The organism is Streptomyces sp. CA-181903 (assembly GCF_050937075.1).
In the GTDB taxonomy this organism is placed as follows: domain Bacteria; phylum Actinomycetota; class Actinomycetes; order Streptomycetales; family Streptomycetaceae; genus Streptomyces.
Genome location: NZ_JBNJLY010000001.1, coordinates 584,573 through 609,238, shown reverse-complemented (window position 1 = coordinate 609,238; position 24,666 = coordinate 584,573). Strand labels below are relative to the sequence as shown.

The 24,666-nt window shown below is 73.0% G+C and carries 25 protein-coding genes and 1 pseudogene; 13 read left to right on the top strand and 13 right to left on the bottom strand.

The window, feature by feature from the left end:
- Nucleotides 1–77: 77 nt before the first annotated feature.
- A complete protein-coding gene (locus ACQEVS_RS02730; RefSeq protein WP_433014633.1) occupies nucleotides 78–938 on the top strand; it encodes a DUF5995 family protein in 861 nt (286 codons plus the stop codon).
- A 10-nt stretch (nucleotides 939–948) separates the two neighbouring features.
- Here the strand turns inward: ACQEVS_RS02730 and ACQEVS_RS02725 are convergent, their stop codons facing one another.
- Both ACQEVS_RS02725 and ACQEVS_RS02720 read right to left on the bottom strand, forming a co-directional pair.
- Nucleotides 949–1,731, bottom strand: a complete 783-nt coding sequence (locus ACQEVS_RS02725) for a dienelactone hydrolase family protein (protein WP_433014630.1) — start codon at nucleotides 1,729–1,731, stop codon at nucleotides 949–951.
- A 48-nt stretch (nucleotides 1,732–1,779) separates the two neighbouring features.
- Complete coding sequence (locus tag ACQEVS_RS02720; RefSeq protein WP_433014627.1) at nucleotides 1,780–2,304, bottom strand: hypothetical protein; 525 nt, start codon at nucleotides 2,302–2,304, stop codon at nucleotides 1,780–1,782.
- 436 nt (nucleotides 2,305–2,740) lie between these two features.
- Here ACQEVS_RS02720 and ACQEVS_RS02715 point away from each other — a divergent pair, with 436 nt between their 5' ends.
- The 3 genes from ACQEVS_RS02715 (at nucleotide 2,741) to ACQEVS_RS02705 (ending at nucleotide 6,433) form a co-directional block, all read left to right on the top strand.
- The gene (locus ACQEVS_RS02715; protein ID WP_433014624.1) at nucleotides 2,741–4,201 is read left to right on the top strand and encodes a serine/threonine-protein kinase; all 1,461 of its coding nucleotides are present in this window, start codon (nucleotides 2,741–2,743) and stop codon (nucleotides 4,199–4,201) included.
- 204 nt (nucleotides 4,202–4,405) lie between these two features.
- Nucleotides 4,406–5,122 (top strand): hypothetical protein, encoded by a 717-nt coding sequence (locus tag ACQEVS_RS02710; protein WP_433014621.1) that lies wholly within the window; start codon nucleotides 4,406–4,408, stop codon nucleotides 5,120–5,122.
- 441 nt (nucleotides 5,123–5,563) lie between these two features.
- A complete protein-coding gene (locus tag ACQEVS_RS02705) occupies nucleotides 5,564–6,433 on the top strand; it encodes an arylamine N-acetyltransferase family protein (RefSeq protein ID WP_433014618.1) in 870 nt (289 codons plus the stop codon).
- 72 nt (nucleotides 6,434–6,505) lie between these two features.
- On the opposite strand, the gene ACQEVS_RS02700 is transcribed toward ACQEVS_RS02705, so the two are convergent.
- From ACQEVS_RS02700 to ACQEVS_RS02690, 3 genes are all read right to left on the bottom strand, one after another.
- Nucleotides 6,506–7,285: an alpha/beta fold hydrolase gene (locus tag ACQEVS_RS02700; protein WP_433014612.1), complete on the bottom strand. Its 780-nt coding sequence runs from the start codon at nucleotides 7,283–7,285 to the stop codon at nucleotides 6,506–6,508.
- A gap of 55 nt (nucleotides 7,286–7,340) precedes the next feature.
- Nucleotides 7,341–8,705 (bottom strand): glutamate--cysteine ligase, encoded by a 1,365-nt coding sequence (locus tag ACQEVS_RS02695; RefSeq protein WP_433014609.1) that lies wholly within the window; start codon nucleotides 8,703–8,705, stop codon nucleotides 7,341–7,343.
- 299 nt (nucleotides 8,706–9,004) lie between these two features.
- Nucleotides 9,005–9,610 carry a universal stress protein gene (locus ACQEVS_RS02690; RefSeq protein ID WP_433014606.1) on the bottom strand — a complete coding sequence of 202 codons (606 nt, stop codon included), beginning with the start codon at nucleotides 9,608–9,610 and terminating at the stop codon, nucleotides 9,005–9,007.
- A 308-nt stretch (nucleotides 9,611–9,918) separates the two neighbouring features.
- Here ACQEVS_RS02690 and ACQEVS_RS02685 point away from each other — a divergent pair, with 308 nt between their 5' ends.
- The 3 genes from ACQEVS_RS02685 (at nucleotide 9,919) to ACQEVS_RS02675 (ending at nucleotide 12,701) form a co-directional block, all read left to right on the top strand.
- On the top strand, nucleotides 9,919–10,569 hold the full coding sequence (locus ACQEVS_RS02685; RefSeq protein WP_433014603.1) for a response regulator: 651 nt from the start codon (nucleotides 9,919–9,921) through the stop codon (nucleotides 10,567–10,569).
- Entirely contained in the window at nucleotides 10,566–12,107 is a 1,542-nt protein-coding gene (locus tag ACQEVS_RS02680; protein ID WP_433014600.1) for an MFS transporter, read from the top strand. Before ACQEVS_RS02685 ends, ACQEVS_RS02680 begins: the two co-directional genes overlap by 4 nt.
- 465 nt (nucleotides 12,108–12,572) lie before the next feature.
- Nucleotides 12,573–12,701 carry a hypothetical protein gene (locus ACQEVS_RS02675; protein ID WP_433014597.1) on the top strand — a complete coding sequence of 43 codons (129 nt, stop codon included), beginning with the start codon at nucleotides 12,573–12,575 and terminating at the stop codon, nucleotides 12,699–12,701.
- A gap of 239 nt (nucleotides 12,702–12,940) precedes the next feature.
- On the opposite strand, the gene ACQEVS_RS02670 is transcribed toward ACQEVS_RS02675, so the two are convergent.
- A complete protein-coding gene (locus ACQEVS_RS02670; RefSeq protein WP_433014594.1) occupies nucleotides 12,941–13,351 on the bottom strand; it encodes a winged helix-turn-helix transcriptional regulator in 411 nt (136 codons plus the stop codon).
- A gap of 100 nt (nucleotides 13,352–13,451) precedes the next feature.
- Between ACQEVS_RS02670 and ACQEVS_RS02665 the strand changes: the two genes are divergently transcribed.
- Nucleotides 13,452–14,309 carry an alpha/beta fold hydrolase gene (locus tag ACQEVS_RS02665; RefSeq protein ID WP_433014591.1) on the top strand — a complete coding sequence of 286 codons (858 nt, stop codon included), beginning with the start codon at nucleotides 13,452–13,454 and terminating at the stop codon, nucleotides 14,307–14,309.
- 48 nt (nucleotides 14,310–14,357) lie between these two features.
- Here the strand turns inward: ACQEVS_RS02665 and ACQEVS_RS02660 are convergent, their stop codons facing one another.
- A complete protein-coding gene (locus tag ACQEVS_RS02660; protein WP_433014588.1) occupies nucleotides 14,358–14,750 on the bottom strand; it encodes a nuclear transport factor 2 family protein in 393 nt (130 codons plus the stop codon).
- A 200-nt stretch (nucleotides 14,751–14,950) separates the two neighbouring features.
- Nucleotides 14,951–15,316, bottom strand: a pseudogene (locus ACQEVS_RS02655) (transposase); the annotation flags it as partial.
- Between the two features lie 473 nt (nucleotides 15,317–15,789).
- Between ACQEVS_RS02655 and ACQEVS_RS02650 the strand changes: the two are divergent.
- A complete protein-coding gene (locus ACQEVS_RS02650; RefSeq protein WP_433014585.1) occupies nucleotides 15,790–16,044 on the top strand; it encodes a hypothetical protein in 255 nt (84 codons plus the stop codon).
- 282 nt (nucleotides 16,045–16,326) lie between these two features.
- Here the strand turns inward: ACQEVS_RS02650 and ACQEVS_RS02645 are convergent, their stop codons facing one another.
- Both ACQEVS_RS02645 and ACQEVS_RS02640 read right to left on the bottom strand, forming a co-directional pair.
- Nucleotides 16,327–17,217, bottom strand: a complete 891-nt coding sequence (locus ACQEVS_RS02645) for a helix-turn-helix domain-containing protein (RefSeq protein ID WP_433014582.1) — start codon at nucleotides 17,215–17,217, stop codon at nucleotides 16,327–16,329.
- A 23-nt stretch (nucleotides 17,218–17,240) separates the two neighbouring features.
- Nucleotides 17,241–18,050: an alpha/beta fold hydrolase gene (locus tag ACQEVS_RS02640; RefSeq protein ID WP_433014579.1), complete on the bottom strand. Its 810-nt coding sequence runs from the start codon at nucleotides 18,048–18,050 to the stop codon at nucleotides 17,241–17,243.
- A 539-nt stretch (nucleotides 18,051–18,589) separates the two neighbouring features.
- On the opposite strand from ACQEVS_RS02640, the gene ACQEVS_RS02635 reads away from it, so the two are divergent.
- From ACQEVS_RS02635 to ACQEVS_RS02620, 4 genes are all read left to right on the top strand, one after another.
- Nucleotides 18,590–19,729, top strand: a complete 1,140-nt coding sequence (locus tag ACQEVS_RS02635; RefSeq protein ID WP_433014576.1) for a hypothetical protein — start codon at nucleotides 18,590–18,592, stop codon at nucleotides 19,727–19,729.
- 196 nt (nucleotides 19,730–19,925) lie between these two features.
- On the top strand, nucleotides 19,926–20,384 hold the full coding sequence (locus tag ACQEVS_RS02630; RefSeq protein WP_433014573.1) for a protease inhibitor I42 family protein: 459 nt from the start codon (nucleotides 19,926–19,928) through the stop codon (nucleotides 20,382–20,384).
- Between the two features lie 14 nt (nucleotides 20,385–20,398).
- The gene (locus tag ACQEVS_RS02625; RefSeq protein WP_433014570.1) at nucleotides 20,399–20,791 is read left to right on the top strand and encodes a hypothetical protein; all 393 of its coding nucleotides are present in this window, start codon (nucleotides 20,399–20,401) and stop codon (nucleotides 20,789–20,791) included.
- A 43-nt stretch (nucleotides 20,792–20,834) separates the two neighbouring features.
- Nucleotides 20,835–21,023 (top strand): hypothetical protein, encoded by a 189-nt coding sequence (locus tag ACQEVS_RS02620; protein ID WP_433014567.1) that lies wholly within the window; start codon nucleotides 20,835–20,837, stop codon nucleotides 21,021–21,023.
- A 538-nt stretch (nucleotides 21,024–21,561) separates the two neighbouring features.
- Here ACQEVS_RS02620 and ACQEVS_RS02615 read toward each other — a convergent pair.
- The 3 genes from ACQEVS_RS02615 to ACQEVS_RS02605 form a co-directional block, all read right to left on the bottom strand.
- The gene (locus ACQEVS_RS02615; RefSeq protein ID WP_433014564.1) at nucleotides 21,562–22,524 is read right to left on the bottom strand and encodes a hypothetical protein; all 963 of its coding nucleotides are present in this window, start codon (nucleotides 22,522–22,524) and stop codon (nucleotides 21,562–21,564) included.
- 145 nt (nucleotides 22,525–22,669) lie between these two features.
- Complete coding sequence (locus ACQEVS_RS02610; RefSeq protein WP_433014561.1) at nucleotides 22,670–24,190, bottom strand: FAD/NAD(P)-binding protein; 1,521 nt, start codon at nucleotides 24,188–24,190, stop codon at nucleotides 22,670–22,672.
- A gap of 183 nt (nucleotides 24,191–24,373) precedes the next feature.
- The gene (locus ACQEVS_RS02605) at nucleotides 24,374–24,553 is read right to left on the bottom strand and encodes a hypothetical protein (protein ID WP_433014558.1); all 180 of its coding nucleotides are present in this window, start codon (nucleotides 24,551–24,553) and stop codon (nucleotides 24,374–24,376) included.
- Between the last annotated feature and the right edge of the window lie 113 nt (nucleotides 24,554–24,666).

Below are 24,666 nucleotides of genomic sequence, written 5' to 3'. Positions count from 1 at the left end.
GTGCCGCAACGCCCGCCCCGCGCCGTCGTTGACACGGTGTGACGTCGACGGTGGTCGTGGGACGGAAGGCGGTCGCGGTGACCGGATCAGGAAGGGTGCGGCGGGCGGTCGTCCTGGCCGCCTCGCTGCCGCTCCTGCTCGGCCCGTCGGCGGCGGAGCCCGCCGGGGCGGCCCCGGCCGGTTCCGTACCGCGCGAACTCCACTGCGCCGGGCCGCCGGCCGGCTGCGTGGACGAGGCGGCAGGCGTGCTCCGCCGGCTCCGCGACGACCTCGGCTGCGACCACCGGGCCCCCTTCGCCGCCATCTACACGCGGCTCCAGGAGTCCTTGGGGGCGGCCGTCCGCGCGGGCTTGTTCGCCGAGCCGAGCTGGGCGGGCGGCAGCCTCAACACCGGCTTCGTCAACCGCTACCTGGCCGCCTACCACGCGGACCGGGCCGACCGCCCGGTCCCGGCGGCCTGGCGCGCCGCCTTCGACGCCGCCCGCGCGGGCGACTTCAACGCCGGCCAGGACGTGCTGCTCGCCGCGAACGCCCACATCCAGCGGGACCTGCCGTACGTCCTGGCCGCGCTCGGGCCGCGCGCCTCCCGCAAACCGGACTACGAACGCGTCCAGGCCGTCCTCGACCGCGCCTACCAGCCCGCCGTCGAGGACGTCGCCCGGCGCTACGACCCCCTCCTCGCCCTGGGCGACGCCCGCTGGAACCCGATCGCCCGGCCCACCGCGGACGAGCTGTTCCACCTGTGGCGCGAGATCGCCTGGGAGCACGCCCGCCGCCTGGCGGCCGCCGGGAGCCCCGCGGCCCGGCGGCGGGCCGAGGACGCGATCGAGGCGAACGCCGCCCGCTGGGCGCTGCTGTTGAGCGTGCCCGGCGTCCCGGGATACCGGGCGGGGCGCGACGCCTACTGCCGGACGCACGGCGGGGGAGAGGGGCGGTAGCCGCAGGCCGTCAGCCGCGGGAGAGGGCGCGGCCGAGCAGCGGCAGCAGGCGGTCCCAGTGGCGCCGCAGCCCGGCGGGGGAGAAGGCGTCGGTGTCGGCCATCGTGAAGCCGTGGACGGTGTCCGGGTAGACCTCGATGGTGTGGACGGCGCCCGCGGCGTCCAGGGCCCGGTCCAGCTCGGCACGGGCCTCGGGCGTCATGTCGCCCTCGGCAAGGCCGAGATGGACCTCGGCGGCGAGCGTGGACAGGAGCCGGTGCGGGCTGTCGGGCGCGTCGGTGACCAGGGCCCCCGGGTGGAACCCGGCGACGGCGGCCACCCGGTCCGGATGGGCCGCCGCGGTCCGCATCGCCAGGACGGCGCCCCAGCAGTAGCCGACCGTGCCGACCGGGCCGTCGGCCACCTCCGGCCGGGAGGTGAGGCAGTCGAGGAAGGCGCCGGCGTCACGCAGGACGCGGTCGGGGGTGTGCTCGTGGATCAGGGGCAGCAGCCGGGCGATGAGCCCCGGCCGGGCCTCCTCCCCGATGTGCTCGGGCAGTTCGGCCACGGGCGCCGGGCCCTGCCGGTAGTAGAGGTGGGGGACGAGCACGTAGTAGCCGTGCCCGGCCAGCTCGCGGGCCAGCTCCCGGATCACCGGACGCGGGCCGAAGGCGTCCGTGTGGAGCAGCACCCCCGGGTGCCGTCCACCGCCTTCGGGGAAGGCGGCGAAGGCGTCGGCCCGGCCGTCCGGCGTGGGAACCGTCAGCGTCGTGGTGGTCGTGGCGAGTCGTCGTTCCCCTGAGTTGTCGATCACCAGGGCATGGTAGGGAGCGTCCGGCGTGAGGTCCACCGGCGGCGCCGCTCACCGGCGCCGGTTCCCTTTCCCGTCCCGTTCCGCGTCCGCCGCGCGGACGAGGGTGTCCGCCACCTCGTCCGGGAGCTCCAGGTGGTCGCTCAGCCAGGCCGCGTCGCGTCCGCGGCGGGCGAGGACCCAGGCCGCGTAGAGCCGGTTCTCGGCCGTCGGGTCCGACGCCGGGAGGGCGGGGCGCAGGGCCCGGAGCGGGCAGCTCCGGCGGGTGGCGGCGTCGAACAGGGCCTCGTCCGGCACCGGGGACCGGCGGGCGCGGCCCACGCGGAGCGGCCGGTGGCCCACCCGGTGGCACAGGACGCCGGCCGTCACGGCGACCGCGGCGAGGACGGCGCCCAGGGCCACCGTGGCCAGCGGCCAGTCGGCCACCGGCGTCAGGCGGAGGGCCAGCGCCTCCAGCACCACGAGGGCGGCCACGAAGAGCGCGGCCGTGCCGTCGCGGAAGTGCGGGCGGGGCGCGCCCGGGGCGTGCCGTACGGCCTTGCCGGTCCCGGTGGCCGGTGTCCTGATCCTCGTCATGAGCCCTCCTCCTCTGTTCGTGTCCGTGACGTCCACGCTAGGCGGCGGCCCGTCCGCCGGGCCCCGGCCGACCGGGGGAGGGGGCGGGGGACCCGGGCGTCCCCGGCCGGGGGACGGGGACGGGGGACCCGACGATCGCCGTATCCGGCGGGCCACGGGCGCCCACCGGTTTCCGCGCCGGACCTGCCCTTGACGGACGGCTCCTTCCTCCCGGCCCCGATGCCCGGCCGGATCAACCGGCCGTTCCTCATGCCGGGTGCGGCCGCCGGCCACTCGGTCGCCGGCCACGACACCATGTGGGGGCGGACCGGGGCCGCCCTCTGCGGCTCCAGGACTCGTGCCGGTCGGCGAAGTGGCCGGCAGCCGGTGATCGTCTGCCCGGTGAACCGAGGGAGTGCCCTATGGCGCTGGAGGCGCTGCGCCTAAAGTGTCCGATGTGGTGGCGACAAACGGGGAGTTGATCGGCGGCCGGTACCGGCTCGTGGAGCTGATCGGGCAGGGCGGCATGGGCCGTGTGTGGAGAGGCCGGGACGAAACGCTCGGGCGGGACGTCGCTGTAAAGGAGGTGATGTTCCCGCAGGGGATCACCGCCGAACAGCGCGAGATCCTTCTCAAGCGCGTCCTGCGTGAGGCGCGCGCGGCCGCGCGGTTGAACCACCCCGGGATCATCACCGTGCACGACGTGGTCGAGCACGCGGGCGCGCCCGTGATCGTCATGGAGTATGTAGCCGGGATGTCCCTGGCCGCGGCGATCGAGCGGAGCGGCGGGCTGCCGGTGCGGAGGGTCGCCGAAATCGGTGCCGCGATGCTGCGCGCGCTCAGCCGCGCCCACGCGGCCGGGATCATCCATCGTGACCTCAAGCCGGACAACGTCCTGCTGGTGGACGACCGGGTGATCATCACTGACTTCGGTGTCGCGCACATGGTGGATTCCACGACGGCGCTCACCCACACCGGCACGCTCATCGGCACGCCGGCCTACATGGCCCCCGAGCAACTCTCCGGGCAACCCCCGGCCCCCGCGACGGACTTGTGGTCGCTCGGGGCGACGCTCTACTGCGCGGTGGAGGGCGAACCCCCCTTCAGCGCCGAGTCGTTCACCGCGCTGTGCATCGCCGTGGTCACCGGGACGCCCCGCCCCGCGCTGCGCGCGGAGGGTCTCGGGGCGGTCCTCACGGCGTTGCTGACGAAGGATCCGGCACAGCGCGCCGGGGCGGCGCAGGCGCTGGCGGCGCTGGAGGCGGTGGCGCGCACCGGTGGGGCCGCCTACGTACCGACGCGCGTTGACATCCCGCCCATGCCGCGCGTAAGCCCTAGGGGGCCCGGCGTGCCCCACGTCGGCGCGCCCCACGTCGGTGCGCCCCACGTCGGCGCACCCCACCCGCCGATGGCGGACGGACCCGCGCGGCGGGATGACGGGCCGAGCCCGTGGGCGGCGCCGCCCAGGCCGAAGGCACACGCCGGGGCGGCGCTGATCGCCGGCATCCTCGCGCTGCTCACCACGGCCATGCTCGTCTGGTTCGCCCTCTACAACGTCTTCTACGCCGACGGGCCGACCGGTCGCTGGACCTCGCTGGTGTGGCAGAACGTGCTCGGCGGCACCGTCGCCGCCGGGTTGCTGTCGGTCGCGGCGGGGTTCACGTTCGCCCGGAGGCTTTCCGGTGTGTGGACACTGTGCGCGCTGAGCGGGTTTTACGCGGTGGCGACCCTCGTGTTGCCGGTACTGCAGGGCACGGCTCTGAGTGCTCAGCTGACGTTCGTCTTCGGCTTCCACAAGGGCTCCGGAGCCGCCGCGGGACTGACGGTCATCTTCGGCGTTCTGACGGCGATCACCGCGGCGATCGCCGGCAGCGTGAAGTCGTACGAACCAACCACCGCCATGCGCCCCGGCCCGTGATCACCTCGCCGTTCGGGGAGCCCGGCCGGCCGTGGACCGCACGGGCAGCAGCGCGACCCATGGCGGTGACCGCGGCCGCGTCAGCCCGCGAGGGGGCCCTTGAGCCGTCATCGATCAGCCCCGGGAGAGGTCTTTGATGATCACCCATGTCCTGCTTCGCCGGCCCACTTGCCGGTCATCCACACGCACACTTCCGGGGAAACGATGACGACACGCACCCACGCCCTGTCCGTCGCCACGGCCCTGGCCGGGGCCGCGGTACTCCTGCTCGCCGGATGCGGCAAGGACGCGCCCGCCGAGCCGCCCGCCCTGAGGTTCGGCACCGCGCAGCCGTCGGGAAACCGCCTCGCCGCCCAGCCGCCGTCGGGTCGCTCACTGGCGCTGGCCCAATGGCCGCACGGCTGCGAGGTGTTGAGCGACGCCGAGATCAAGGCGATCGTGCCGCAGGCCGGCGGCATCAAACGACAACCGGTCCAGGTCACCGTCATCAACTTCAACCCGCTGGTCGAGTCGGACCCCGGCACGACGGGCGAGGTGCCCGAGGGCGGCTGCAAGCTCAGCTTCGGCCTGCCCGACAAGCACCACGACGACAGCAACAGCAACATCACGCTCACCTTCACCGCCGTCGCCGATCCCGCGCTCGTCGCGAAGAACTACGCCGAGGACCTGGCCAAGGCCCGCAAGGAAGCCACCCAATACCACAAGGCGTTCGAGGACCTCGGCACCTCACTGGGCCCGCAAGGCTGCTACGCCGCCGACCTCGCCAGAGGCACCCTGACCTGCCACCAGGGACCGTACGAGTTCGAGGTGAGCGGCACCTCGACGGCCGGCGGCGTGGGGAAGTACCCGCAAGCGGACCGCAACTGGAGCGACAAGGTGCTGCGCCAGGTCGTACGCACCCTCAGCGCGCGCATGCACTGACGGCGGCGAAGAACGCGCCCTTTCCACGGCGCCCGCGGCAGCCCGGACGTGGGCGGTCCGGCGGTCCGACCGCGCCACGCTCTGCCGGCGCGTCGCCCAGCGATCCCCGGCCGGCTGGTGCCGTGCAGGGGCCGGTCCCGGCGGGCGGCGCCCGGAACACAGGGGCCGCGTCATGCGCGGCCCCTGCGCGGCGGTGAGAACCCCCTGGGCCGGTCCTGAGTCCCGGGCCCGTTCGCCCCGGGCCGGGACTTTCGTCCCCCGTCCGGCGGCGGATGGTCCGGGGGCCCGCAGCACGTAGGGTCGGAACTTGGTGGTTGAACAGGCGATTACCGCTATGGGCGCCGAGCCACTATCGGCATCGAGCGCCACCATCGGCATCGAGCCGCTATGGGCACCGAGCACGTACGAAAGCGGACCCCCGCGGTCCGGAAGGGTGGAGTCATGACCTCGCCGCACATCGGCAGGCCGAGGACCGGCCAGGAATGGCACGGTGACCTGCTGGACCCGGACGCCTACCTCGAGCGGATCGGGTACGCGGGCGAGCGCCGGCCCACCCGGGAGGCGCTGCGGGCGCTGCACCGGGCGCACGTCACGTCGATCCCGTTCGAGAACTTCGACGTCATCCTCGGGGTCCCGATCCCGCTGGACGTGGAGGCGGTCCAGGACAAGCTGGTGCGGCGGCGCCGCGGCGGCTACTGCTTCGAGCACGTCGTCCTGTTCGCGGCCGCGCTCGAAAGACTGGGCTTCCGCTTCACCGGCCTGCTGGGCCGGGTCACGCTCGGCGCGGACAAGATGCTCCCCGCCACCCACGCCCTGCTGGCCGTCGAGCCCGAGGACGACGGGCGGACGTGGCTCTGCGACGTCGGCTTCGGGTCCGGCCCCCTGGAGCCGGTCGAGCTGGCCGACGGCGCGGAAGCGGACTTCGAAGGCCGGCGCTTCCGCGTGGAACGGCGCCCGGGGGAACGGGGGATCGACGACTGGTGGCTGCACGAGCACCGCTCCGACGGCTGGCTCGACCGCCACACCTTCACCCTGGCTCCCCACCACACCATCGACTACGTCGTCGGCAGCCACTACGTCTCCACCCATCCCCGCTCCCCGTTCGTCCGGCGCCCCTTCGCGCAGCGGTTCGCCGCCGACCGGCAGCTCGTACTCGACGCCGCCACGGTGACCATCCTCCGCCCGGACGGCTCCCGCACCGAACGCAAGCTGGAGGCCGACGAGTTCGGGGCCTGCCTCGCCGAGGAGTTCGGCATCACCCTGCCCCCGGAGGATGTGGCACGCCTCGCCGCCCGGCTCGACACCGCCTGACCGGGCGCCGCCCCCCGCGCCCGCCGCTCAGTCGGGCGCGGTCAGGCGGGGGTGTGGTCAGGCGGGGCGTGGTCAGGCCGGCGCGGTCAGGAAGTCGAGGACCAGCGGGCTCGACTCCGCCCGGAACTCCTCGAAGTACGCGTGCCGGCCGCCTCGGACGAGACGCGTCCGGGCGCCCGGGATCCGGCCGGCGAGCAGGTGCGCGTTGGCGGTGGGGTTGAAGCGGTCGTCGGTGCCGTGGACGACGAGAGTGGGCGCGGCGATGCCCGGCAGGGCGTCCCAGGCGTCGTGCCGCGCGCTGGCCAGGCGGTGCCGCCGCCGCGCGTGGCCCGGCATGGCCGGGTCCCCGAGGACGCCGTACGGGCCGGGGTGCGCGGCCCGCCAGCCGGGGGTGTACATCAGGTCCAGCAGCGTCCGCTCGGCCGCCGCCGGGTCCGGGGCGGCCAGGGCCGCGCGGACCGCCTCGTCGGCCGCCACGCCCCGGACGCCGGGGGACGTACAGCCCAGCACCAGCCGGCGCACCCGGTGCGGGTGCCGGACCGCCACCCACTGCGCGACCCGGCCGCCCATCGACGTCCCGTAGACGTCCGCCCGTTCGATGCCCAGGTCGTCGAGGACCGCCGCGACGTCGTCGGCGAACCCCTCGGTGCTGTACGGGCGTTCGGGCTTGTCGCTGTCGCCGGTGCCCCGGTAGTCGAGGGTGACGGTGCTGCGGGCCGGGTGGAAGTCGGCGCGGACGGTGTCCCACCAGTGGTGGGAGTTGGCCTGCCCGGCGAGCAGGACGAGCGGGGCTCCGGAGCCCCGTACCTGGTAGGCGATCCGGGTTCCGTCGGTGGCGATGGCGTGCGGCATGGGGACAGTCGATCATGGGCGGGCGGGGGCTTCGCACCGGGGGCGGCGCCCGGTGTCAGGGGCGGCCCGGAAGCGGATCCTCCGTCGGCGGGTCCTCCGTTGGCAGGCCCTGGGGAAGCAGGCCCTCTGGAGGCGGATCCTCCGGATGTGGACCCAGCGGACGTGGATTCTCCGGAAGCGGATTCTTCGGACGTGGACCCTCCGGAAGCGGAATCTCCGGACGTGGGTGTTCCGGCGCGGGGGCGGTCGTGGCGCCGATCAGGTGGTCGACGACGTCGGAGAGGCGGTGCCGGGACCGGTACGCGGCGCGCTGGCGGTCCGCGCCGCCGCCGTGCGCGCGCAGCCGCGCCCAGCCGGTGCGGACCGCCGCCATGTCGTCGCGGCGCAGCACGTCGGGGCGGAGGTCGTCCAGAAAGCGTTCCACGAGCACGGTCGCGGGGGCGAGGCGGCCGGTGCGCACATCGACGCCGGCGCCGGAGAGGCCGTCGCGCGCCGCGCGCCAGTACGCGGCGCGGAGGAGCTCGTCCGACGGCCGGAGCGGCGGCCTGCCGGCCTCGATGTCGGCCAGGGCCGTGGCGGCCGCCGCCCTGACGAGCGCCGCCAGCAGCACGGTGTCCTCGGCGGACGACGCGGCGTCGGCGACCCTGATCTCCAGCGTCGGCACATGGTGCGAGGGCCTGATGTCCCAGTACAGCCCGGAGCGGTCCATGACCGCCCCGGTCGCGGCGAGCTCCGCGACGAGGTCCTCGAAGTGGGCCCGGGACGCGAGGTACGGCGGCGGTCCGGCGGCCGGCCACCGGGCCCACGTCATCGTGCGCCAGCCCGCGTAGCCGGTGTCCCGTCCTTGCCAGAACGGCGAGTTGGCCGCCAGCGCGATCAGGACGGGGAGCCGGGCGCGCAGATGGTTGGAGACGCGGAGGGCGAGGTCCGGGTCGGGGATGCCGATGTGCACGTGGCAGGCGCAGACGCTCTGTTCGTCGTCCAGGGCGCCGAACTCCGCGACGCTCCGCGCGTAACGCGCCCCGTCGCTGAACGCCGTCGGCACCGGCTGCGCCAGCACCGGCGTACCGCTGGAGACGAGCGCGAGCCCGTGGCGCGCGGCGGCCCGGGCCACCGTCCGGCGCAGCGACCGGATCTCGTCGGCGAACCCGGCGAGGTCGCGGTGCGGTTCCGTGCGCACCTCGACCTGATAGCGCGTGAGTTCACGGGTGACCCGCCCGCCGAGCTCCGCGGCGGCCTCGGCCACCACCTTCTCCGCGTCCGGCCGCAGCCGCCGGGAGACCGGATCGACGAGCAGGTACTCCTCCTCGGCCCCCAGGGTCAGGAATCCGGGGCCCCGGCCGGCGCGCGGCGCGCCCTCGCCGGTACCCGTCGTGCGGTGCTCCTCCGGAAGTGCCGCCCACCACCCTCTACTGGTCATGTAGTCATGATGTCACCCTTGGTGAGGGCGGGTTCGGGGAGTGGGCCAAGGTCGGACAGGCGCGGGCTCCGGCCGTCGAGGACGGCTTGCCGGGTGCGGAGGGGTGCCGGGCGGCCTCTACGGCGTCGTCGCACGGTCCGAACACGGCCGGTTCCGGGCTGTCGCGTTCCGCGTGGGGGCGAGGGGACGTCGGGATCCCCGGGGGCGGACGGGCCGCCTTGCCGGGGCTCGTACGCGGAGGCCCACGCCGGCTCGTCACCCCGCTCAGCCTCCCGCTCGTCGCGTCGCTCAGCGTCCGCTCAGCGTCCCGCCGGAACGGGCGCCGGCCCCGTCGGAGCCCCGTCCGGCCCGCACCCCGGCGCGTCCATGTACGGCCTGCCGTTCGGGACCGGGGCGGCGCGGTGGTCCGCCGGGGTCGGGTGGACGACCAGGATCGGGCAGCGGGCGTGCCGGAGGCAGTGGCGGCTCACCGAGCCGCGCAGGGCGCGGTGGAGCAGGCCGTGCCCGCCGGTGCCGACGACGAGGAGGGCGCCGGGGTCGCGGGCCAGGGCCACCAGTGCGGGGCCGGGGGCGGCGCGTACGGTGCGCGGGCGGAGGACCGTACCGGGAGGGGCCGGGCCGAACGCCGCCTCGCACGTCTCCCGCAGCACCGCCGCCGCCGCGCGCTCCCAGTGCGCGCACACGTCGGCCGGGGCGGGGCTGACCGCGTCGGCCGCCTCGCCGCCGGGCGGCGCCCACGCGTACACCGGGCAGAGGACCGCGCCGTGCCGTGCCGCCTCCCGGGCGCCCTGCCGGAGGGCCGCCACGCTGCCCGCGGAACCGTCCACTCCGACGACGACGCGCTCGATCGCCATCGTCTCCGTCTCCGTGGCTGTCCCCGTCTCCGTCCCCGTCTGGGTGGCCATGCCGCTCACTCCTTCCGTTCGTCCGTCGCTTCCCCTCCAGGCTGCGGGACGCCTCGCCCGTCCGGGCTCCGCCGGGCGGGCGGCGCGGCGGGGGAGCCGGGGTCCCCCGATCGGTGGCCGGCCGTCCGGAGCGGCCGACGGGCCGCGCCCCGCTTATCGTGGACGAAAGGGTCATTCCGGGACCCAGGGGCTTCGGGACCCGGAGGCGCTTCGGGACCCGGGGGTACTTCGAGCCCCGGAGGCACTTCGGGACCCGGCAGGACGGCCCGGACGGGAGCGACCGCGAGCACGGAAGTGGTGGCGAGCCCATGGAATCCGATTCCGGTACGCGGGTGACAGTGGTGGTCGCCGACGACCACCCGGTCTACCGCGAGGGCATCACCCGCGGCCTCCGGCTCGACGGCCGGATCGACGTGGTCGCCGAGGTGGGCGACGGACCCGCCGCCCTCGACGCCGTCCGCCGGTTGGAACCGCGGGTGGCGCTGATCGACTACCGACTCCCCGGCCTGGACGGCCTCGCCGTGCTGCACGCGATCGTCCGCGACCGGCTGCCCACCCGCGCCCTCCTGCTGTCCGCGACCACCGACGGCGCGGTCGTCTACCGGGCGGTCCAGGAGGGCGCCGCGGGCTATCTCGCCAAGGACGCCAAACGCTCCGAGATCGTGGACGCCGTCCTGAAGGTCGCCCGCGGCGGACAGGTCGTCTCCGAGGACCTCTCCGGCGGCCTGGTCGACCAGATCCGGCTGCGCGCCGACCGCGACGAGACGGTCCTCTCCGACCGCGAACGGCAGGTGCTCCGGGGGTTCGCGGAGGGCAAGAGCATCCCGCAGCTCGCCGGCGAGCTCTACCTCGGGGCGAGCACCGTCAAGACGCACACCCAGCGGCTCTACGAGAAGCTCGGGGTGTCCGACCGCGCCGCCGCCGTCGCCGAGGCGATGCGCCGGGGCCTCCTCGAATGACCGGCGTCCACCCGCGCCGGGCCGCCGGGCCCGCGACCGGGAAGAGAGCGGACCGCTGGGCGGTCCTCGCGGTGCTGTGCGCCAGCCTGCTGCTGGTGGCCATGGACGCCACGATCCTCAACGTCGCCCTGCCGTCGCTCGTCGACCACCTGCGGCCCGGCCCCCTCGCGCAACTCTGGATCATCGACATCTACGGTCTGGTCCTCGGCGGGCTGCTGGTGACCAGCGGCGCGGTCGGCGACCGCTTCGGTCGCAAACGGCTGTTCCTGACCGGCTTCGTCCTCTTCGGCCTCGCCTCCGTGGTCGCCGCCACGGCCGACAGCTCCTGGCAGCTCATCCTCGGACGCGTGCTGCTCGGCCTCGGCGGCGCCATGGTGATGCCGTCGACGCTGTCGCTGATCCGCGCCGTCTTCACCGACGACCGCGAGCGGGCGCTGGCCATCGGGATCTGGGCGGCGGTGGCCGGCGCGGGTGCCTGCCTGGGGCCGCTCATCGGCGGGTTCCTCGTCGAACGGCACGGCTGGTCGGCGGCGTTCTGGGTGAACGTCCCCATCGTCGTCGTGACGGTGGCGGCGGGCGTGCGCCTGCTGCCGGAGTACCGCGCGCCCCAGCACGGGCCCCTCGACCGGCTCGGCGCCCTGCTCTCCGTCGCCGGCGTCGTGGCCCTCGCCTGGGGCGTCAAACACGTCGCCAAGGGCAGCCTCGCCCCGGCCGACGTGGGAGTGCTGCTCCTGGGCGTGCTGCTGCTCGCCCTCTTCGCCCGGCGGCAGCTCGCCTCCCACGATCCGCTGCTGGACGTACGGCTGTTCCGGAACGGTCCTTTCCTGGCCGCCGCGCTGGCCACCCTGCTTGCCATGCTCGCGATCGGCGCCGCGCTGTTCCTGATCTCGCTGTGGCTCCAGTACGTCCACGGCTACTCGCCGTCGCAGGCCGGGCTGCGCACCCTGCCGTCGGCGGCGGCCATGCTCGCGGGCTCGCTCGCGTCGCCCTGGGTCATGCACCACACCGGCGTCCGCACGGTTCTCGCCGCCGGCCTCGGCGCGCTCGTCGCCGGCTTCCTGCTGCTCGCCCTGACCCCCGTGCCCAACGAGTACCCGGTCGTCGCCGGGGTCCTGGCGCTGCTCGGCCTCGGCGACGGGCTGGCGATGACCGCCGCGGCCGCCGTGCTGGTCTCCGCCGTGCCGCCGCACCGCGCCGGGCAGGCGGGCGCCGTCTCCGAGACCGCCTACGAACTCGGCGTCGGCCTGGGCGTGGCCCTCCTCGGCAGCATCCACGGCGCCGTCTTCACCGGTCACATGACCGGACTGCCGCTCCACGGCGCCGACTTGGGCGAGGCCCGAGGCTCGGTCGGCGGCGCGGCCGACGTCGCCCGCCGCACCGGCGGCGAGACCGGCCGCCGGGTCCTGGACGCGGCGCACACCGCCTTCGACGACGCCCTGACCACCACCGCGTACGTCTCCGCCGGCATCGTGGCGGCGGTGACGGTCCTCACGGTGTGGCTCGTACCGCGCGGGTTCAAGGTCACGGGCGGCCACTGAGCCGCGGATCCGCGTACCGGAGAGGGACAGGAGGGAGGAGGGGAGACGGATGGAGATCGAGCTGTCCTACGACTCCATGGGCGCGCGGCTGCGCCGCATCGGGCGCACCGAGATCACGTACGCCAAATGGAGCGGAACGCCGACCGCGCTCGGCCCCTGGGACATCGAGTTCGAGCACATGAACTCGCGGATCCGCCGCATCGGCCCCACCGAGCTCACCTACACCAAATGGACAAGCCGGCCCACGGCCGTCGGCACCTGGGACCTGGAGTTCGACCAACTGGGCAACAGGCTCCGGCGCATCGGCCCGTACGGCCTCGATTACGACCAACACGGCAGCCGGGTGCGGGCGGTGGGGCCGCTGGAGATCTCCTACGACAAGATGGGGAGCCGCCCGCACGTGGTCTCGCTGCCCGGAGGGGGCCCGGGGCGGGCCCCGGAGCGGGCCCCGGAGCGGATCCCGGGGTGGGTCCCGGAGCGGCCGGAGTGGGGCCCGGGGCGGATCCCGGGGCGGGCGTGCTTCCCGACGATCTGCTGCTCGTCCTGTTCCTCGTGCTGTTCTGGCGCACGCAGCGCCTGCGCGCCAAGAGGTGAGCCGGGCCTCTTCGCTCCTCCGGCCGCCGCCCACTCCCCGGCGGTCGTAGCTCCCCCCGGCCGCCGCTCAGACGGCCGCCGCTCAGGCCGTCCGCCGCGGCTCGGCCGGCGGCAGCGTCTTGCGCGGGGCGGGCGACGACAGCACCCCCGACGTCTTCGTCCGCCCGGGGGAGGCGGGACGGCGACGGCGGCCGCATCGTCAGTCCGGCCACCGCTACGGGGCGCGGAACCGGCCCGCCTCACCCCTCATCGGCCTCCCGGCCGGCCGCTTCGTTGGCGCGGTCGATCTCGGCCATGTGCTCCTCCGCCCAGGCCCGCAGCCCCGCGAGCGCGACTTCCAGGGACAGCCCGAGTCCGGTGAGCCGGTAGAAGACCCTTGGCGGCACGGCCGGTTCGACCCGGCGTGACACCAGGCCGTCGCGGGTCAGGTTCCGCAGCGTCACGGACAGCATCTTCTGCGAGACGCCGGGCATCCGGCGTCTCAGATCCGCGAAGCGCACCTCGTCCGGTGCCGCGTCGGCGAGCGTCTTGACGGCCATCGACGTCCACTTCGTACCGATGCGGTCGAGCAACTGCCGCGTCGGGCACTGCGGATCGAACAGATCGCCGCGCGCCCCGCGACCGGCGGCCCGGGACCCTCGGGTGGTCACCTGGAGCTCACCACCTTCCCTGAAAGTGCCGTCTGGGAAACGGTCGGACGGTTACCTATCGTTTCGTGGTCACCAATGGTAACCAGCCCGGGGAGCCTTCATGCCCGTCACCACCGCACACCACCTGCGCCGCGTCACGACGAACGGCGTCCGGCTCAATGTCGCGATCGCCGGGGACGGACCCGCGGTCCTCCTGCTGCACGGCTTCCCGCACACCTGGCGACTCTGGAGCGGCGTCATGGACCGACTGGCCGGGCACCACCGGGTCATCGCCCCGGACCTGCGGGGCTTCGGCGACAGCACGCGTGCCGTCGAGGGGTACGACGCGGGCACCCTCGCCGCCGACGCCGAAGGGCTGCTCGACGCGCTCGGCGAGCCCTCGGCGGCGGTGGTCGGCATCGACGCGGGCACGGCCCCCGCCGTCCTGCTCGCGCTGCGCCGGCCCGACCTCGTCCGGCGCCTGGTCGCCATGGAGGCACTGCTCGGCCGCCTGCCCGGAGCGGAGAGCGTCCTCGCGGGCGGTGCCCCGTGGTGGTTCGGCTTCCACGCCGTCCCCGGCCTCGCCGAGACCGTCCTGGCGGGCAACGAGGCCGCGTACATCGACTGGTTCCTGGATTCGGGAACGCTCGGGCGCGGAGTGCCCGACGACATCCGGGCGGCCTTCGTCCACGCGTACACCGGGACTGAGGCCCTGCGCTGCGCGTTCTCTTATTACCGCGCCCTGCCCACCAGCGCGCGGCAGATCCGGGACGCCGTCGCGACGGCCCGGCTGACCATGCCCACCATGGCGGTCGGCTCCCACCCCATCGGCACCGGCCTCGAACGCCAACTCCGGCCCATCGCCGACGACCTCGTCGGACACCGTCTCCGGGACTGCGGCCACATCATCCCCCTCGACCGCCCCGACGCGCTGCTCGCGCTTCTCGCTCCCTTCCTCTCCGCCGATCTGCCCAAGTGACCGAAGCGGGACCGAAGGGCGGGCCACCGGCTCGGTCACTCGCGGGTCTCACATCACGGCATCGGTGCGCAGCGGGCCGGCGGTGATGTGGATGGTGCGGATCCGCCCGCCGTCGTCAAGGCGGTACAGGTGCATGAACGGAGCCCGTGCGGTGGCGTCCGGATCGGTCTTCTTCGCCATGGTGGCCTCCCCGCGCAGGAAAAGGACACCGCCGGGAGCTTCCCAGCACTCCAGGACGGTGTGATCGATGTGCAGCGGTTCATCGATCTTGACGAAGAACGCTTTGATGGCCTCGGCGCCCACCACGTGGGCAGTGCCGAAGAACATCTCGGTATCGTCGGTCATCCGCGCGAAACCCACGCCGAAATCGAGGGCGTCGATTTCGCGCATGAGCTGTCCGACCCATCGCGGCACCGGGGTGGGGGCGGCATGCTGTGTCATCGTTCCTCTCTTTCCTCTGATCATCCGATCATCTCGCGTCGCCGCCGGGTGAGGGGAGACGGGCCGGGGGCCGGGCTGGGCCGGGCCGTGAGGAAGACGTCGTTCGCCGCGTCGGTTTCGTCCGGTTCTTCTCGCGCGGCCAAGTGGCCGGTGTGCGACAGCGCGCCACAGGCGGCTGGGGTCTGTTGCGAAAGTGCTGGTCACAGCCATTCGTTGCCGAGCTTCCGGCGGTTGCGGACCGGGTCCGCCGGAACCGGGATCGTCGCTTTGATGCCGTGTCCCCGCAGGTAGGCACGGTTCTTGCGGGAGTCGTACGCCTTGTCGGCGCGGACCCGGTCCGGGCGCTTGCGGGGCCGCCCCGGTCCGATGCGGGGCACCCCGTCCCAGGTGATCAGGCCGCTGGCATCGGCCTGGGCTTGGAGCTGGGTGACGATGCGGGCCCAGGTTCCGTCCCGTTGCCGGCGCCGGAACAGGCCATACGCCCGGTCCCACGGATCGTAACGTTCCGGCACATCACGCCAAAGAGCCCCGGTCCGGGTCCGCCATCGTATGCCGTCTATCAACTGCCGCCTCGTCGCCGCCGAATATACCGGCGACCGCTCGAAGTCGGCCGCCGATCTGACAAGCCCGTCTCACCGCCTGCTGCCAGTGCACGACCGACTCCCCAACGCCCGGGCCTCATATCGGCCGCCAGTCTATGCGAGCCCGTCGGCACGCCCTCCACAACCATGGCCTCGTTGGCGTTCGCCGACCGGCAAAGGCCGGCCTCGGCCCGCCGGCCGACGGCGCGGTCACAGCCGCACGGACTCGGTGCACATCTCTCTGTAGCGCGGCCCCGTCCTGTCTGGTTGTGATCGGCTCGGTACTATGCGGAGCGATCGTGGACCTGTCAGGTTTCATATCCCATAGGTGCGGGGGCTTTCACGTGACAGCGGGGAGCGGCAAGGCTGTTGATCTGAGATTTCAGCAGGGGGCGGTGCGGGGGCAGGGGGACCGGCTCAGGGACGTGGCTGCAGAGTTGGCTGAGGTGAAGGCCTCATTGAGCGACGGGCATCACGGCGGGGGCGGGTTCTTCGGCATGGATTTCGCCGCTCCGGTTGCTGCGGTGGCGCAGTTCGGCGAGCACGCCGCCGGTGCCTTCCTCGCCTTCTCCAGAGCCTGGCAGGTCGAGTGTCAGGTCTTGGAGGGGGCCGTACGGGAGCTGCACCGCAAGATCGGTGCCAGCGCTGTCGACTACCACGGGACGGACAAGGCCATCGCCGTGACCCTGGGCTCCGTGCCCAGCCAGTCCTGACGGCGGTGGGTGACGTGCCGAAGACTCCCTTGCAGCAGGTCATGGATCTGCATCGCGAGATCGCCGGCCTGCAACTGGGCGCCATAGCCAACTGTAGATTCCCGTTTCCTGTCCTCTACTCACGAGGCGTGTCCTATGCCTGGCCTCAGTGTGGGACACGCCAGGTCAGCGCTGTCCTGGCGCGTTGAAGCTGTCGGATCCCCACCATTCTCGTATGTGCCGTCCGCTTCTCATCCGGGCATGTGCTGAGAGGCGATGCCTCGTCTCTCGTGGGACCTCAGCTCACTTCGCCGGAATCTGACGCATCGGAGACGTCGACGGTGTCAGGTCCGCGAACGAGGTCGGCCACGCGATGTCATCGATGGCGAGCCACGGCGCAGCGGCTACGGCGGTGGGTGTCACCCCGGTGAACGCTTTGACCTCGCGGTGGAGGTGGGCCTGGTCGACGTAGCCGCTTTCGGCCGCCACCTGGGCGGCGGCGTTACCCGCCGCGAGGAGCTGGGCGGCGTGGTCGAAGCGCACCAGCCGGGCGGCGTGCTTGGGGGTGAGGCCGATCTGGGACCGGAAGCGGGACCACAGGCGCTTACGGCTCCATCCCACCTCGTTCGCCAGGGTGTCGACGCGCACCCGTCCCCGGCTGGTGCGCATCAGCCACCAGGCAGCGGCCACTTCTGGATCAAGCGGCGGGCGGGCGCTCATCCGTCGGCCAAGGGCATCCGCTGCGATCGTGAACCGTTCGTCCCACGACGTGGCGGCCCGCAGCCTTTCCTCGGCTCGCCCGGCGTCGCGGCCCCAGACATCCTCCAGGGTGGCCACCGTCCCGCTGAGGTCGGTCGATGCGCCGAACACCGCGACCGCCAGGACCGGTGACAACCGGATCTGGAGGCACTCGATCCCGCCGGCCGCCCGGCCTCCGAGCCGAAGATCGCCCGGTACCAGCCCGACGACCGTGCTGCCGCATTCGCGCCGGCCGTGGGCGTCGTAGACAAGGTTGTCTCCGTCGCTCAGGTCCACGAACAGAGTGATCGAGGGGTGCGCGACCATGGCGATATCCACGTCTGCCGGAGCACGCTGGCGGAACCCGGCCATGCTGACTCCTGGCAGCCGGCCCGGCTGCCGGGGCACAGCGATCTCCACCGACGCCCAGTCAGGTGGTGATTCGGTGGACTTCACAACACCAGGCTAGGCGATGGGTGTCAGCGGCCCGTCGTCCCGAAGCGCAGCAGCAACTCGCTGGTCGGCTCCGGCGCTTCGAGCATGGGGAAGTGCCCGACGCCGGGCAGCTGCTCGACTCGTGCGTTCGGCACCGTGTCGTAGTGGTGCGCCGAAGACGGATCCCAGCGGGGGTCGGCAGCGCCGAAGATCACCAGAACCGGGACGTCGAGTGCGGTCAGGCGCGCGGGTACGCTCCGCTCGGCGATGTACGCGCCGTTGTGGCGCAGCACCGTCCTGAACGTGCGGTAACCGATGCCCCGTACGTCGGCGACCAGGTCGTTCGGGACGTCCACCGGGCGGTTGCACACCGCGGTCACCCCCCGGCGGAGCATCGCGTCGGAACGGACTCTCCATAGAAGCGGGCCGAGCGGCGGGTCGATCAGGACCCGAAGGAGGACGGGCTGCGGAAGGAGCGCGTCGGGACTCGGACCACTGCTGATCAGTGCGAGCGAACCCACCAGGTCCGGGCGCTGTTCGGCGAGGGCGGTGGCGATGTACCCGCCGCTGGAGTGCCCGGCCACGGTGACCGAACGAGGGCCGAGCGCATCGAGCACCGCAGCCAGCCTGGCTGCCTGCTCAGACACGTCGTACGACGGCGCGGGCGGGGACTGACCGTGGCCCGCGAGGTCGATCCGGATGACGTGATGCCGGCTGGCCAGTGCCGGCACTACCGGGCCCCAACAGCTGCCCGAGGCCCCCGATCCGTGGATGAGCACCAGCGGCGGCGCTTCCCGCGGGCCGTCGTGGACCACGTGCATCCCGTGCACATGCTGACCGTCGTAGATACCCATACCCGAGAGGATGCCCGGGCTGCCGGCCCTCGGTCTTGTACAAATGTCGTCACGAGCCCGACGATCGCCAGGACTTCTGTCTCCACGGCGAGCGGGACTTCCGCGAAAGCCAGGCTGTCTGAGGTCGGCAGCCGTTGGCAGTCTCGAACTACCTGGCATTCGTGCAGCTCAACGAGCCCCTAGGGACCAGCTGCACCGCGACAGGACAAGCGTCATGTGGTCCGTCTCAACTTCCGTCGAGCAACGTGGAAAAGGACACGGGAGTGGGACGAATTCGAGAGGACACCTGGCGAGACAAGCCGCGTCAGTGCTGGTCAGGACTCCTCCAAGGGACATCGGAAACGGGAACCTACACCAACATCGGGGCACAGATGCGGATGTCGCATGCCATCAGCACTGCCCGGTCGTACCGGGCTCCGCTGGGCGATCCCGGACACATCGAGAGCGTTTCTGCCCGGTACTCTCGTGCGGCCTCCCGTGTCGACACCGCCCGGGGTCGGCTGCACGATGTGGCCACTGCGGGACTGCCTGAGGTTTGGGTGGGCAAGGCCGGCGAGAAGGCCACGGAGGCGATCACCGCCACCGCCTACACCGCAGACGAGATGGCCAAGAAGTTTCAGGAGGTGGGGCCGGTCCTGTTCCGTCTTGCCGACGGCATCCGCGAGGCCCAGGCCCGGCACGAGCGCGGCCTGCTGGCCTTGGAGTCGGCGGCCGAGGTCCTCCGTCAGGGGAACGTGTCGGACACCGACCACCTCATCCGCGCTCGCGGAATCATCGTTGACGGTCTCGATCTGCTGGTCCAGGCCTTCTCCGGTGCCGAGAAGACCGGAACGGCCGCGGCGAAGGTCCTGAACAAGCTCGCTTCCGAGGCCCGTGCGGCCAAGCTCGGCACCCAAGAGTTGACCGACACCGATCGCCTGGTCCTCGCCGATACCTTCGTCACCGGTGGCCCGCAGCAGCTCAACGAGATCCTCTCCGCCGATGAACTACGCCGCTCATCGCAGTTCCTGGACAAGCTCGGCGGGCGTGACCGGCAGGAGTTCGAGCGGCTCCTGGCCCAGTCCGCGTCTCCCTCGGAGCGGGCCTTCCTGATGAAGGGTCTGGCTGCCGGTTACGACATGGCGGTCCTTCGCCCCTATGCCCAGCAGATCCACGGCCGGGACGCCGGCTGGCTGCGTGACCACCTCACTCCCTTTCACACCGACAGCTCCGCCACCCCCACAGGATCGGAGTCCCCGGCGCAGTTCGGCTCCGCCCCTTGGAAGCAGCCCGACACGGAAGGAACCTGCGTCGCCTCTTCCACCATCACGGCACGCGCCATGGCAGACCCGCTGTATGCCCTCCGTCTCACCACCGGAGGGCGTCCCGGCGACCCCGCCCGGGACAATCCGGACGCCTTCCAGCGACGTCTGACCGAAGAGCAGCACCGGGTCCACGAAGAGGGTGACGGCGGCACGCTGCCGGGCGGCGGCATGGGCAAAGACGGCAAGGGGACGATCCTGACCGATGAACTCGGCCCTCGCACCGGTGCCGCGTACCAGTACCACGGTCTGCCCGACCCCCAGGCCCGCCAGAATGCCTTGCGGGGATCGAGAAGGCCGTGGACAACGGGCAGCCCGTACCGGTCGGCGTACAAGGGCGGGACGAGAACGGCAGACGCGAGGGGCACGCGGTACTGATCGTCGCCCATGAAGGCGACAGACTGCAGATCTACAACCCCTGGGGGTACACCACCTGGGTGAGCGAGGAGGACTTCATCAACAACCGCATGGACAAAGCCTCCAGAGGCAGCCTGCCCGAGGCATACGCCTACCACCTCCCACAATGACCGCCTCTCCGCAAAGGACCCACAAGCCGCCCCAGGGGGACCATCCCGTGAACCGCCCGACGCGGATCGCCGCGACAGCGGCCGTCGCGTTGCTGACGCTGTCCGGCTGCGACGACAACGGAAGACCCGAGGACGGCCTGGGCACCGTGTACACCGTGGAACCACGAAGCGACGAACCCCTCGACCGCGTTGAAGGCCCTGCCTCCGTGGACCACGGCAAGCGCTTCTCCATCGCCGTACTCACCAGCGCCTCCGCCCGCCGCGAATGGAAGCCCGCCGAAGCGGGCCCGCCGGGCGGCGTCGTCCGGCCGGCAGGCAATAGCACGCGTCAGACAAAGGAGCAGAAGGAGAGCGACGGCAGCGGCTACACCATGTACTTCACCTTCGACGCCGTAAAACCGGGAAAGACGAAGATCCTCTTCACCAACCGCTGCGGAGACAGAAAGCAGCGCTGCTACTCCCCCGGCGCCCTGCGTACGCTCACCTACCGCGTCACCGTCCGCTAGGAAGTGGTAACTCCATGACGGACGAGACCCTGACCGACGAGCAGCTGATCGAACTCGACATCCCTTTGCTCATCCGCTACGGGCTCCTCCTGGGCGGACCGCACCGTACTGTCCTCTTGGGCGACGGCACGATCGCCGCCGCCCTGACCGTCGAACGCTACGGCGTCCACCCCCGCTCCGTCGCCTTCCTCGGCGAAGCCGTCCGCAGAATCGGCCTGCAGGCAGCCAGTCGGCTTCCGGAGCCCCTGCCGGGCGTCGAGGCCGCCGGCACAGCCCGCGAGTGGCTGACGACCGCGGCCTCCGTGGCGCAAGGGCTCGATGACGACGCAACCATGGCGCGGTGGCTGGAGGCCGTCGCGACCGTGCTCGCCTTGCGGCAGAACACCCGTCAAACCGAGGCCGGTTGATAGAGCCTGGCGTCCCTCACCTGCAATGCGCCGCCGTCCAGCGATGCCGTTCTCCACGGTAGGCGCTCTTGCCAGGATCGCCACCACGGCCGCAGGTGCAACGGCGACTGAAAGCGAGAATTCGGCGAACCGTACACCGAGCGGCGTGTGTCGCCTCGGCATCCTGGCCGACGACCGCGCCGCCGACGACGGCCTGGTGCGCGAGTTTTACCTCCGCGCGGAGGCGGTGTAGGACCGCGCGGCCGTCTCCTCCTGCCGCGAGGACGACGTCGCCGAGGCCGAGCGCGCCGTCGCCTGGCTCCACGCCCTGGACACCGACCGGTCCGCCGACGCTTCCCCGAGTTCGGCGGACCACGAGATCCGGACGCACCACGGTCTGCGCGCCTACGTCCGTCAGGAGTACGTCACCTGGATTACCCAGCGGGAGGACCACTGATGGCCAAGGTCGCCCGCTACGCGACCGAAGTCGACATGCGGCTCCCGAACCGACCGGCTCCCGGACGTGTGCCAAGGCGCGGGCCCGCTTGAACGCTCCGGTCGAAGACGCCCCCACCGCCGGCTCGCGTCCGTCGCCCCGGCGTCGTGGTGTGGAGCGGTGGCAGTGGCCAGGCCCTACCCGTCTTCCGCACTCTGCTTGGGCGCGGCCATCCGGCGTTTCGTTCCCGCGCTGTGGCCGGGCATGGGCGAGGCGTACGCGCGTGGCGCCGCGCGCCCGGTGGGGGGCGCGCGACCGGCGGGAGGCGGCGGGCGCCCCGCTCACGCGCCGGGCGTCAGTGGCGCAGATCCTCCCACGTCACCACCGGGCTTGCCGCCCGCAGGCCGAAGTCCAGGGCCGGGTCCCGTACGGGCCACTTCAGGCGCAGCCAGCCGGGCACGGTGGCGAGGATGCCGTCGTCGCCGGCCAGGTGCCAGAAGGTGTTGGAGTCGCGGCGGGCGAAGTACGGGCAGAACAGGGAGACGACGAGGGTGACGCGGCGGCCCCGCGTCACGGGGGTCACCGCGTGGAAGATGCGGCTGCCGTGCAGGAAGAGGGTCGCTCCGCGGGCCCGGCAGTCCGCCTCGCGGATGCGCGGGTCGTCGGCGGTCACGTCGTCGAACTCGCCGGTGCGGCCCTGGAAATAGGTGAACCGGCCGCCCTCGTAGTCGGCGCCGTCGCTGAGCTGGACGGTGAAGACGTAGTCCATGCCGTCCCGGTGCCACCGGACGATCTCCGGACGGCCGTGGCCCTCGAAGTAGTTGATCTGCGCGGTCGGCAGGCGCAGCGGGTGCGGGATCAGTGGGACGCCGGCGATCCGGGAGCAGGCGAGCAGGAAGCCGCGGTCGCGGATCATGTTGTGGAGGAACGGCGACACGAGGTCGGCGCCGCGCAGCCGGCGGGTGGCGATGAACCGGCTGGAACCGGCGGCCGGTTCCAGCCGGTCGCACACCTCGGCGAGCCGGTCCAGCCCCTCCGCCGTGAGGATGCGGAACGGGCCGACGAGCGCGGTGTCGTCCACCGTGTCGCCGTGGCGGGCGAGTTCGCGGCTCGCGTAACCGAAATCCTGGAGGGTGACGCGCGGCCCGTCCGCGTCCGGGACGACGAACTCGCCGCGCCAGCGCGGCTCCCCGGGCGTGCCCGGCGGCCGGCGCGGCCGGCGGGCACGGACCGCGTGGAAGAACTGGTCGACGCCCGTCGCCGTCCGGGGAAGGTTGAGGACGCCGTCCTCGCCGCGCCGTGTCCGGACCATCGCCATGAGACATCCCTCCCGACGGACAGCGCCTCGGCGCGTTCGACGGCCCGCCGCCCGGAACGTTCCGTCCCGGCGGGCCGGGCGCCGGCCGCGGCCAGTATCCACCGCCCGGGGGGCCGCCGGGCAAGGACGCGATCCCGCCACCCGCTCAGCCGCGGGCCGCCACCTGTTCGGCGACCCACCGGGCCTGCCGGGTCACCGTCCGCAGGTGGTTGGCGAACGGGATGCGGACGTGCGTGCCGACGCCGGCCAGCCAGACGTGCTCCGGCGGCGCGCCGGGGGCCCGGCGCACCCGCAGGTCCGCCTCCAGGTGGTCGACGACGGTGTCGCCGGGGTCACCGGGGCGGAGGAGGAGTTCCCTTCCATCCGCCCGCCACGTCACCTCCGGCGGCTCGAAGCCGGTCGCGTTGACGACATGGTCGTAGGTCCCGGGCGGGTCAGCGCCCGGCCCCGACACCCGCCACACTCCGCCCGTGAAGGCGACGGACTCCGGGTAGGAGGGGGCGACCCGCAGTGCGCCCGTAGCGCAATGCTCCAGCAGGCGCCGGGCGTTGACGACAGTGAGCGCGGTCAGATAGCGGCCGACGAACCAGTCGAAGCGCCGCATCAGGGACCGCGTACGGCCGGCCGGTAGACCGTCGGCGAAGGCGGTCAGCGCCTCGATCACGGCCACCGCCACCCCGGGCCAGAGACACACCCCCGCCTCGGCCAGGGCCGTCTCCTCCGCCAGGCGCCGGACGGGATCGGCGGCCCGGGACGTCTGCGCGCGCAACGGGCGGTCGCCGAGCAGCCGTACGGCCTCCACCACGCAGCGCGTCAACCGCCGTTCCAGCAGCGGGTCGTCGGGGTCCAGCCTGGCCATCCGCCGCAACGGCGGGAAGTCCCGCGGCGGGGCGTGCAGCGAGAGCCGCACCGCGGGCAGGGACCCGGACGGCGAGGTCAGCGTGGTGCGGTGGCCGTCCCGGCACAGCAGCAGGGCGGCGTCCACCGCGGACTGCCGCGAACCGAGGACGAGGACGCGCCGCCGCCCCGCGCCGAGCGCGGCACGGAGCCGGGCGGACGGGTACGGGCTGTCCACGTACCGGGGGTGGCCGGTGAGCGCGGCGAACCCCCGCGGCACGCGTGGCCGGTGGACCCCGGTGGCCAGGACGACGTCGTCGGCGACGAGCTCCGCCCCGTCGTCCAGCCGCAACCGGGGAGACCCGTCACCGAGCCGTATGGACACCAGTCGGCGAGGGATGTGACGTACCGTCACCCCCTTCTGCTTCGCCGCGTCCCGGGCGCCCTCCCAACGGGCCGCGCAGTAGCCGGCCATGGCGGCGCGGGGTACGCAGGTGTCGGGAGCGCCCGTCCAGCCCCGGGCGCGCAGGTGGTCGACGAAGTCGTGCGGCCGGTCGGGCAGCAGGGAGTTGACGTCGGCGGCGCTGTTGCACATCAGCAGGGGATCGTCGTCCCCGAAGGCCAGTCCCCAGCCGGGCGGCGACGGGTCCACCACCAGCACCGACCCGACGGGCCTGCCGCCCGCGCACGGCAGGGCCGCCACCAGGTGCGCGAACACGCTCGTCCCGGCGGCCCCGGCCCCACGATCGCCACCGTACGGCTGCTGTCGCCGACGTCGTCCCGTCGCGTCACGTGCTTGCCCTTCCTCCCGCGAGCGTCCCCGCTCCACCTCCGGAATCCCGACCTCCCCGGGTCCAGAGTGTCATTCATCAGGCCCGAGGCGATGTCCTTCCGTCCTTGTGGTGGCTGGTCCGGGTGAACGCCTCGCCGGTGGCGGGGACTCTGCCCGCGTCGTGCCGGGTGGCCGGGCGGCGTCTTGCCCGGGCGCCGGCGCCCGGGCAAGACGGCAGGGTCACGGCAGGACGACCAGCCCGTTGCGCTCGGGAGCGCCCGAGTGCCACGGGTCCGCGCTGGCCGCGTTGGCATTCACACTCACCAGGCGGCTCCACGGCGCGTCGTCGGCGTTCGCGGGCCCGCTCAGGATGCCGAGGATCGCGGCGGCTCCGAGGAGGACGGTGGTGATACGGCGCATGATGTGCCTTCCGGGTTTACAGGTGATCGGTTCGGGGCGGATCTGCCCGCATGATCTCCACCGCATGCGAGACATCACCCGTGCGTGGACGGCGAATCGGTTCTTCGCGCGCC

What these genes read in the sequence shown, in the direction of transcription:
- ACQEVS_RS02605 (WP_433014558.1), bottom strand. Translation starts at nt 24,553, where the DNA reads ATGCGCCGTATCACCACCGTCCTCCTCGGAGCCGCCGCGATCCTCGGC.
- ACQEVS_RS02640 (WP_433014579.1), bottom strand. Translation starts at nt 18,050, where the DNA reads ATGGGTATCTACGACGGTCAGCATGTGCACGGGATGCACGTGGTCCAC.
- ACQEVS_RS02705 (WP_433014618.1), top strand. Translation starts at nt 5,564, where the DNA reads ATGACCTCGCCGCACATCGGCAGGCCGAGGACCGGCCAGGAATGGCAC.
- ACQEVS_RS02720 (WP_433014627.1), bottom strand. Translation starts at nt 2,304, where the DNA reads ATGACGAGGATCAGGACACCGGCCACCGGGACCGGCAAGGCCGTACGG.
- ACQEVS_RS02690 (WP_433014606.1), bottom strand. Translation starts at nt 9,610, where the DNA reads ATGGCCACCCAGACGGGGACGGAGACGGGGACAGCCACGGAGACGGAG.
- ACQEVS_RS02695 (WP_433014609.1), bottom strand. Translation starts at nt 8,705, where the DNA reads ATGACCAGTAGAGGGTGGTGGGCGGCACTTCCGGAGGAGCACCGCACG.
- ACQEVS_RS02685 (WP_433014603.1), top strand. Translation starts at nt 9,919, where the DNA reads ATGGAATCCGATTCCGGTACGCGGGTGACAGTGGTGGTCGCCGACGAC.
- ACQEVS_RS02660 (WP_433014588.1), bottom strand. Translation starts at nt 14,750, where the DNA reads ATGACACAGCATGCCGCCCCCACCCCGGTGCCGCGATGGGTCGGACAG.
- ACQEVS_RS02615 (WP_433014564.1), bottom strand. Translation starts at nt 22,524, where the DNA reads ATGGCGATGGTCCGGACACGGCGCGGCGAGGACGGCGTCCTCAACCTT.
- ACQEVS_RS02665 (WP_433014591.1), top strand. Translation starts at nt 13,452, where the DNA reads ATGCCCGTCACCACCGCACACCACCTGCGCCGCGTCACGACGAACGGC.
- ACQEVS_RS02680 (WP_433014600.1), top strand. Translation starts at nt 10,566, where the DNA reads ATGACCGGCGTCCACCCGCGCCGGGCCGCCGGGCCCGCGACCGGGAAG.
- ACQEVS_RS02620 (WP_433014567.1), top strand. Translation starts at nt 20,835, where the DNA reads ATGCCGTTCTCCACGGTAGGCGCTCTTGCCAGGATCGCCACCACGGCC.
- ACQEVS_RS02700 (WP_433014612.1), bottom strand. Translation starts at nt 7,285, where the DNA reads ATGCCGCACGCCATCGCCACCGACGGAACCCGGATCGCCTACCAGGTA.
- ACQEVS_RS02710 (WP_433014621.1), top strand. Translation starts at nt 4,406, where the DNA reads ATGACGACACGCACCCACGCCCTGTCCGTCGCCACGGCCCTGGCCGGG.
- ACQEVS_RS02625 (WP_433014570.1), top strand. Translation starts at nt 20,399, where the DNA reads ATGACGGACGAGACCCTGACCGACGAGCAGCTGATCGAACTCGACATC.